General features: G+C 59.5%; 8 protein-coding genes. 4 read left to right on the top strand and 4 right to left on the bottom strand.

Features of this window, described 5'->3' with window-relative positions; genetic code table 11:
• Positions 1–277 precede the first annotated feature (277 nt).
• The 4 genes from ACESY8_RS09900 to ACESY8_RS09885 are packed head-to-tail and all read right to left on the bottom strand — an operon-like array spanning position 278 to position 3,672.
• Complete coding sequence (locus ACESY8_RS09900; protein WP_054339166.1) at positions 278–1,180, bottom strand: MurR/RpiR family transcriptional regulator; 903 nt, start codon at positions 1,178–1,180, stop codon at positions 278–280.
• 40 nt (positions 1,181–1,220) lie between these two features.
• A complete protein-coding gene (gene ptsP / locus ACESY8_RS09895) occupies positions 1,221–2,840 on the bottom strand; it encodes a phosphoenolpyruvate--protein phosphotransferase (protein WP_087360781.1) in 1,620 nt (539 codons plus the stop codon).
• 17 nt (positions 2,841–2,857) lie between these two features.
• The gene (locus ACESY8_RS09890; protein ID WP_054339165.1) at positions 2,858–3,115 is read right to left on the bottom strand and encodes an HPr family phosphocarrier protein; all 258 of its coding nucleotides are present in this window, start codon (positions 3,113–3,115) and stop codon (positions 2,858–2,860) included.
• Between the two features lie 35 nt (positions 3,116–3,150).
• The gene (locus tag ACESY8_RS09885; protein WP_054339164.1) at positions 3,151–3,672 is read right to left on the bottom strand and encodes a PTS sugar transporter subunit IIA; all 522 of its coding nucleotides are present in this window, start codon (positions 3,670–3,672) and stop codon (positions 3,151–3,153) included.
• A 511-nt stretch (positions 3,673–4,183) separates the two neighbouring features.
• Between ACESY8_RS09885 and murQ the strand changes: the two genes are divergently transcribed.
• The 4 genes from murQ to ACESY8_RS09865 all read left to right on the top strand — a co-directional run bounded on the left by murQ (position 4,184) and on the right by ACESY8_RS09865 (position 8,643).
• A complete protein-coding gene (gene murQ / locus ACESY8_RS09880; protein ID WP_054339183.1) occupies positions 4,184–5,074 on the top strand; it encodes an N-acetylmuramic acid 6-phosphate etherase in 891 nt (296 codons plus the stop codon).
• Positions 5,075–5,185: 111 nt separating this feature from the next.
• The gene (locus ACESY8_RS09875; RefSeq protein ID WP_054339163.1) at positions 5,186–6,616 is read left to right on the top strand and encodes a PTS transporter subunit EIIC; all 1,431 of its coding nucleotides are present in this window, start codon (positions 5,186–5,188) and stop codon (positions 6,614–6,616) included.
• Positions 6,609–7,655 (top strand): MupG family TIM beta-alpha barrel fold protein, encoded by a 1,047-nt coding sequence (locus ACESY8_RS09870; RefSeq protein WP_226916695.1) that lies wholly within the window; start codon positions 6,609–6,611, stop codon positions 7,653–7,655. The genes ACESY8_RS09875 and ACESY8_RS09870 overlap by 8 nt, the downstream gene beginning before the upstream one ends.
• Before the next feature lie 148 nt (positions 7,656–7,803).
• Positions 7,804–8,643, top strand: a complete 840-nt coding sequence (locus ACESY8_RS09865) for a Cof-type HAD-IIB family hydrolase (RefSeq protein ID WP_054339162.1) — start codon at positions 7,804–7,806, stop codon at positions 8,641–8,643.
• The last annotated feature ends 17 nt before the right edge of the window (positions 8,644–8,660 follow it).

Below are 8,660 nucleotides of genomic sequence, written 5' to 3'. Positions count from 1 at the left end.
CCCCCCCCCCCCCCCCCCCCCCTGGCCGCGGCGGGCGCGGCCAGCGAGAAGGTCAGCGCTGCGGCCAGCACAAGTCCGGTCGCCCTCTGAAAAGATTTTCGCATAAAACATTCCTCCGCTTCCCTGCATACTGTTCAGTATGCTATATTTGAGGGAATCGTAGCATGCTGAACAAAATAAATCAAGAAAGCGGAGAAATATTGGTACATTATTTCTGTTGATGACTAAATTACGTCATTTTGACCGAAAAAGGCGGAAAAGTGGCCATAGCATTCGGCTAATATCTGGAGGAAATAGGCGCGCCATGGGTTTCAGATTCCAGCATGGGCTTATGGAGTGCACTGGGCTTGCGGATATGTGTCTTGGAGAGCTGCTCCAGGCAGTACTCATACTCGCTGTTGGCAAAGGCGGTATAGAGAATATCGATAAGGTTGAGCTGGGAGATGCGGGAGGACATGGCACCGCTGCGGAAGGTGGACTCGTTGGCCGTGGTATAGAGCTTGTAGTCGGCTAGGTCGGACACAGGAGAACTGACGCAGCGGGTGATGGCGATGATGGGAGTATGGTTGTCCCGCATGGCCTTCATACACTCCACCATCTCCACCGTCTCGCCGGAGTAGGAGATGACAATGCCCAGGTCATCCTTTGAGGAATTGCGGGCCTGGAGAAATTGGGAGTGCCAGTCGTCGTTGACAATGCAGGGCTTGTTGAGCCGCAGAAACTTGAGGTAGGCGTCCCGAGCCGCACAGAGGGATGCGCCCATGCCGAACAGTAGCACGGTGCGGCATTTGCGCAGTAACTCCACACACTGCCGGAGCGTATCCGCGTCCAGCAGGTTTTTGGTGTCCTCCAGAGACATGATATTCTTGTAGGTGATCTTTTCGACGATATCCTCAATGCTGTCCGAGTGGGCGATCTCTTTCCGCTCCGCCTCCTCGCTCTGCTTGCGCACAGCCATCTCGTAGGTCACCGCACGGCGAAACTCCTTGTAGCCGTCAAAGCCGATGCGGTGGCACATGCGGATCATGGTGGACGGAGAGGAGAAGGTCCGCTCAGCCATCTCATGGATGCTCAACTCCATAGCCTCCTCGGGGTGTGAGAGTAAGTAATCGGCGATGGAGCGCTCGGTGGCACTGAGGGAATCTCTGGCCTCCCGGAGCCTGAGCAGTGCGCTCTTCATAAGGCTTGCCTCCCTGTGATGGTTCTTGCAGATGACAGTGTTATCTGTCCAGAATTTTGGCCTTGGTTTCGAGAATGGCGCCGGGCGTCATGGACAGCTCGTCCACACCGATCTCCATAAAGAAGTCGGTGAGGGTGGTATCCGCAGCCAGCTCGCCGCAGATGCCCGCCCAGATGCCTGCTCTGTGGGCATTCTCCACTGTGGTGCGGATCAGGCGCAGAAGGGCCTCGTGGTGCCGATCGCAAAAAGACTCCACCTGGGCGTTCTGACGGTCCACAGCCAGGGTGTACTGAGTCAGGTCGTTGGTGCCGATGCTGAAGAAGTTCACCTCCTTGGCCAGCAGATCGCTGATGACTGCGGCTGCGGGGGTTTCGATCATAATGCCCAGCTCTACCTTCACATCGAAGGGGATACCCTCGGCCTTTAGCTCCTCCTGCACCTGGGCGCAGATCTCCTTGACCCGCAGCACCTCGCTGACGGATGTGATCATGGGGAACATAATGCCCAGCTTTCCATAGGCGGAGGCACGGTACAGTGCCCGTAGCTGGGTGCGGAACACCTCTGGCCGGGCCAGGCAGATGCGGATGGCCCGCAGGCCCATGGCCGGGTTCTCCTCCTTGGGGAGTTCAAAGTAGTCGGCCTGCTTGTCCGCGCCGATGTCCAGGGTACGGATGACCACCATGCGGCCGTCCATGGCCTCCAGAACCTGGCGGTAGGTCCGGTACTGATCCTCCTCGGGGGGATAGTTGTCCCGGCCCAGGTAGAGAAATTCGCTGCGGAACAGGCCGATGCCGTCGGCGTCGGCGTCCTGGACGGCCTCCAGATCCTTGGGCGCGCCGATGTTGGCGCACACCAGAATCCGATGCCCGTCAGGGGTGATGGCCTCCCGGCCCCGGAAGGCATCCAGATAGTGGCGATGGGCCGTCTCCTTATCACGGCGCGCCTCCAGCTCTGCGGTGGCCTGGCTGTCCGGTTCCACAAAGACCTCGCCAGAGCCGCCGTCCACAAACACATCCCTGCCGTCAAACTCCTCCAGCAGACTGTCCCCCAGCCCCACCACCGCCGGGATGCCCATGGTACGGGCAAAGATGGCGGCGTGGGAGTTGGAGGAGCCCCGGGCGGTGATAAAGCACAGCACCTTGCTCTGATCCAGTCGGGCGGTTTCGCTGGGCGCTAGGTCGTCGGCGGCGATGATGCAGGGCTCGCCGCCGCCCAGCTCCTCGTCCTCCTGGCCGGTGAGCAGGCGGATTACCCGCCGAGACACGTCCAGCACGTCGGCAGCCCGCTCCTTCATATAGTCGTCATCCATCTGGGTAAACATTTCGGAGAACTGGGCGGCGGTTTGGTCCACCGCATACTCCGCGTTGACGTGTTGGTTCCGGATTATGCTGGTGACAGTGTCCCGGTAGTCCAGATCCTCCAGCATCATCTGATGGATCTGGAACAGAAGGGATTTCTCCTCACCCAGCTTGGCCTTAGTCTCCACATAGAGTTTGGCCAGCTGAACCACAGCTTCCCCCCGGGCCTTGTCAAAGCGGGCTACCTCAGCCTCTGCGTCGGCCACCTGGCGGCGGGGCTGAGCCCGGGCATCCCGTCGTAGGAAGCGCAGTTTGCCCGAGGCCACACCCCGGGACACGCCTTCGCCTTGCAGTACCGTCATGCTACGTGCCTCCTTAATTAAAAGTTCTCCCGGAAGAACTGCTCCAGGGCCTGGGCGGCTTCTGTCTCGTCGGCTCCGTCCACGGAGACCTCTACGGTCTCACCGCACTTGACGCCCATGCCCATAACGGCAAAGAGCCGCTTCAGGTCGGCGCTCTTCTCGCCCCGGGTCAGCTTCACGGCGCTGGAGAACTTCTGGGCCTCCTTCACCAGCAGGCCGGCAGGCCGAGCGTGGAGACCATTGGGGTCGGTAATGGTGTATTGGAACTGAATCATATCAGACTACCTCTTTTATATGATATAGAAGTGGGTCAGGCTTTTTTGGTCAGGGTGATGACGGTGTCGCCGGGGCGGATCTGGCCGTCCTGTACCTTTTCCATAGAGAACTCGTCGCCGTTGCTCACCACCATGGGGGTGGCTAGGTCGAAACCCTCGGCCAGCAGGGCCTCCCTCTCAAAGGAGAGCAGCAGTTGGCCCCGCTTGACCTTATCGCCCTCCTTCACATGGGCGGCAAAATGCCTGCCGTTGAGGGAGACGGTGTCTCTACCCACATGGACCAGCAGCTCCGCGCCGCCAAGGGTGAGGAGACATACCGCGTGGTGGCTCTCCATCAGGCTCTCCACCGTGCCGTCGGCGGGGGCGAAGACCTTACCTTCGGAGGGAATAACGGCAATGCCGTCGCCCAGGATCTTATCGGCAAAAGTTTTGTCGGATACCTGCTCAATCCCGACGACCGTTCCGGCCAGAGGGCTGCCCAGACGCTCCACACCGGGCTCCTCTTCGGAGCCTTTTTTGCCCAGGAACCAGGAGGCAAACCCCTTTTTCTCAGACATATTAAACTGCTCGCTCCTTTCAAGATTCTGAAATGACTGTGCTGCGTAAAAAACAAAAAGACGTCCCTCCAGACAGCGCTCCTTCCAGGGCAACACCCCGGCACAGAGGACTTTCTGGCTCGGACGTCAGAGCACACAAAACTCAGGCGGCTTTGTATTTAACACTTGCTTGCGAGCACAGTATAGCAACTAAAGTTTCATATGTCAATGGAAGAAATAAAACTTTTTTCGATGTATATGTGCATATCAGACAATTTAAATCTTTCTAGCCCGGAAAGTTTCGCCAAAATGATGGATCAAAAGAAAAAAAAGCCAGTCGATGAAACAATGTACCATAAACTGCTCAAATAATTGACATGAAATGCGGGATTTATTAGGATGAATGCACAGCGAAAGCTGTTGCTTGCAGCAATACAGTGTCTCTTCTCCGCTTTCGGACGGGCTTAGAGGGGACGGGAGCGGAACGTACCACCAGCTCCACTCAGGCGCGGAAGGAGAATGGGCGTTGAACATGAATTTGGACGCAATGACCACAGAGACCCGCAATCAGGCTACCATGAATCTGGATACCATGACCCCGCTGGAGGTTGTGACGGCCATGAACCGTGAGGACGCTAGAGTCCCCCAGGCCATCGAGCCGCTGCTGCCCAGCATCGCAAAGGCGGTGGAGTGGGCCATTGACTCCCTGGAGAAGGGCGGGCGACTGTTTTACATGGGCGCTGGCACCAGCGGCCGCCTGGGCGTGCTGGATGCCGCCGAGTGCCCCCCTACCTTCGGCGTGTCTCCCGACCTGGTAGTGGGGCTCATCGCCGGCGGCGAGAAGGCCTTCATCAAAGCGGTTGAGGGCGCTGAAGACAGCCGGGACCTGGGCCGGGACGACCTGAAGGTCCACAATCTGAGCAAGGATGATCTGGTGGTGGGCATTGCCGCCAGCGGCCGCACTCCCTATGTGCTGGGTGGCTTGGACTATGCCCGTAAAGTGGGCTGCCGCACAGTGGCTGTCTCCTGTAACGCCGGCTCCGCCGTGGGCCAGGCGGCCGACCTGGCCATTGAGGCCGTGGTTGGCCCCGAGGTGCTCACCGGTTCCACCCGGCTCAAGGCAGGCACCGCCCAGAAGCTGATCCTCAATATGATCTCCACCGCCACCATGGTGGGTGTGGGCAAGGCCTATCAAAACCTGATGGTAGACGTGATGCAGACCAACGAGAAGCTCCATGTCCGGGCCGAGAAGATTGTCATGGAGACCACTGGTGTGGACCGTGACACCGCCAGAGCCACCATCGCAGCGGCGGGCGGTAGCGTGAAGACCGCCATTACCATGATTCTGGCCGACTGCGGCGCAGAAGAAGCCGAAGCCCGGCTGGAAAAGGCCCGCGGCCATGTCCGTGAGGCCATCCGATAATTCCGGTGTGAGCCGGAAGCTGGTCATGGCGAAAACAGCCCCGCGGCTGTTTTTGAGTTTCGTTCAGCGGAACGATTGCGTGTAACCCCAATAAAAAAGGAGAGGTGTAACATGACAAATCAGGAACTTTCCCGCAAGATCCTGGAACTGGTGGGCGGCAAGAGCAATGTCGTCAGCGCGGTCAACTGCATGACCCGGCTGCGTATTCAGCTGAAGGATTCTTCCCTGGCTCAGATCGATAAGCTGAAAAAGACAGAAGGTGTCTTGGGCGTGGTGGAGGATGAGACCCTTCAGGTGGTGCTCGGCCCCGGTAAGGCCCGTAAAGTGTGTGACATCTTCGTAGTGGATGCTGGTGTGCAGAACGCACAGACCATGAGCACGGACAACGACTGGCAGACCAATAAGGCCGCCATGAAGGCCGGCCAGAGGGACAATGCCCTCAAGCGCGGCCTGCGTACTATTGCGAATATCTTCATCCCCATGATTCCCGCCATCATCGCTGCCGGTCTGTTCAACGGCCTGGCTAGCCTGATGGGCCAGATCTGGCCTGATCAGATTGCCTCTGCAACCGGCCCTATCTACCTAATTAACCAGCTGTTCTCCTTGTTCGGCGGCGCATTCCTTACATACTTTGCCATCTACACCGGCGTGAACGCCGCTAAGGTGTTCGGTGCCACTCCCGCCATGGGCGGTATGATCGGCGGCATGTCCATCGGCGCGCAGATTGTCACCATTGCCACCACCTTGGGTCTCTATGACGCGGTGGAGCCCCTCAACTCCGTGCTGACCACCGGTAAGGGCGGTATCATCGGCGTCATCATCGGCGTGTGGATTCTGGCCAAGGTGGAGAAGTTTGTCCGCAAGCACGTGCCCGATGTGCTGGACCTCATTGTCACCCCTCTGGTGTCCCTTTTAGTCGTCGGCACCATCTATGTCTTGGTGCTCATGCCCATCACCGGCTTCATCTCCGACGGTCTGGTGTATGTCCTGAGCTTCCTCATCAACTCCACCAACCCTGTTGTGAGCATCATCTCCGGCTTCGTGATGTCCGCCGTGTTCCTGCCCATGGTGCTGCTGGGCCTTCATCACGGCCTTATCCCCATCTATGCCATTCAGCTTGAGACGCTGGGCGGCGTGACGCTATTTCCCTGCCTGGCTATGGCCGGCGCCGGTCAGGTCGGCGCTGCTCTGGCCATCCTGCTCAAGGCCAAGAAGGTCAAGAACCTGCGTATGGAGCAGACCATCATCGGCGCCCTGCCCGCCGGTGTGCTGGGCGTTGGTGAGCCCCTCATCTACGGTGTCACCCTCCCTTTGGGCAAGCCCTTCATCACCGCCGGCCTGGGTGCCGGTTTTGGCGGTGCCTTCGTTATGCTGATGCATGTCCAGGCCATTGCCTGGGGCCCCTCCGGCCTGGTGGCCGTGCCCCTGATGCGCACCCCCATGATGATGCTCTTCTTCTTCCTGGGCCTTGTGATCGCCTATATCATGGGCTTCATCATTACTTGGTTTGGCATCAAGGCTGAGGATGTGGCCAATGCCTGATCAGCTGGGATTCTCCGTCTATCTCACCTCCTTTGAACAGCAGCGGGAGGAGCTGGAGGCCAATGCCGGAAGCGGTGCGCCCATATTTCTCTCCCTCCACATCAGCGAGGAGTTTTCTGAGAGCTACTGCCGCCGTGCGGAGGAGACCTGCCGCTGGCTCAGAGGGCATGGGTATCGAATTATCGCAGATGTCTCTGTAAAAACAGTCGCCCAGTTCGGCGAGCCGGACCTGATCCGGCTCGCCGAGCGGATGGGAATTTGGGCCCTGCGGGTGGACTACGGCTTCTCCGTGGAGGAGATTGCCGCCCTGGCGGCCCGAATCCCCGTTGTGCTCAACGCCTCCACCACCAATCCGGAGGACGCGGCGCGTATTGCCGCCGCTGGGCCGCTGGTAATGGCCATGCACAACTTCTATCCCCGGCCTGAAACCGGCCTAGACGATGAATTTTTCCTGGAGAGTACCCGTGCCCTCCAGGTCTCGGGACTGAAGGTTTTGGCCTTCATCCCCGGTGATGGGGCACTGCGCGGCCCGATTTATGAGGGTCTGCCTACCCTGGAGCGCCACCGCAGTCTGCCGCCCTCGGTCTGCTTTGCCGATCTGGCGGCCCGTTTCGGCGTGGACGGTATTTTTGTGGGCGATCCGGGAATCTCCGCCAGAGAGCAAGCTCGTATTGCCCGGTATTGCCGGGAGGGTGTGCTGGAGCTTCCGGCTGACCTGGAGCAACAGAGCGACTGGCTCTATGACCGGGTGTTTACCTGCCGGCCCGACTCGCCTGCGTGGATCATCCGCTTTACCGAGTCCCGAGAGTACTCCTGCTTCGGCAAACAGGTGGAGCCCGAGAACTGTCTGCCCCGAGTTCGGGGCAGCATCACCGTGGACAACGACGGCTACGGTCGCTACTCCGGCGAGGTGCAGCTGGTCCGCTCCGACCTGCCTGTGGACGGCCGGGTCAATGTGATTGGCCGGCTGGCGGAACCCTGGCTGCTTTTGGCGGACTGTGTCTGCAGAGGAGATAAATTTGTTCTGACCCGGGATTGAACATTTCCCTACGGACAATAACAGACCGCGGGCCCTTTTCGTGGCCCGCGGCCTCCGCTATGCCTCCGGCACAGGTTGCGGCCCGTGGGAAAAGATGATATGCTGTGTCGGGATTTCTTCCCGTATTCTGCGAAGTGAGGTGCCCCTTATGGAGATTTCCCTGCTGGCCATGGATCTGGATGGGACTGCCCTTCTGGATGACCATAAGACTTTCAGCCCCCGGCTGCGCGCTGCACTGGACGCAGCGGCCCGGAAGGGCGTGGCTATTGTACCCACCACCGGACGGCAGTACGCCATGCTGCCCCCCGCAGTCCACACCGGAGCGGCGTGGGAGGACCTGTGCATCCTGTGCAGCGGCGGCGAGATCCGTCGGCTCCGCACCGAGGAGCTGTTGGAGACCCATTATATTGAGACGGACGTGGCACGGCGGGTCATGGAAATCGCCGCCCAGCTGGGCCAGCCGGTGGAGCTGTCCGCAGACGGACAGCTCTATCTCACCCGGGAGAGCTGGGATATGCAACGGGAGCATGCGGAGAGCCTTCAGTTTCACCTGAACAGCATCCTCACCACCAGAGGGCGGGAGGTATCCAGCCTAGACACCGTGCTGGAGCAGCCTGGACTGGCCCTGGATAAGATCAATCTACCCTATGTGCCCTGTGAGCAGCGTGCGGAAGCGGAGCGGCTTCTGACTACTGCGCCCATCTCCTTCGCATGGTCCAGCCCCCACAGTATAGAAATTACCCACAGTCTGGCTACAAAGGCCAACGGGATGCTGATGGCCTGTGAACTTTTGGGTGTTGACTCGGCCCACACCATGGCCATCGGGGACAGCGACAACGACATCTCTATGCTCAGGGTGGCGGCTCTGGGTGTGGCCATGGGGAGCGCACCCCAGGAGGTCAAGGACGCGGCGGATGCCGTGACCGGCTCCAACATGGAGGACGGTGCCGCCATCGCCATTGAGCGCTATATTCTGGGCGGACAGTGAGCCGCTTTAAAAGATCT

Source organism: Clostridium sp. ATCC BAA-442 (assembly GCF_964239415.1).
Lineage (GTDB): Bacteria > Bacillota > Clostridia > Oscillospirales > Oscillospiraceae > Flavonifractor > Flavonifractor plautii.
The sequence above is the reverse complement of the archived record's forward strand: the minus strand, read 5'-3'. Positions and strand labels throughout refer to the sequence as shown.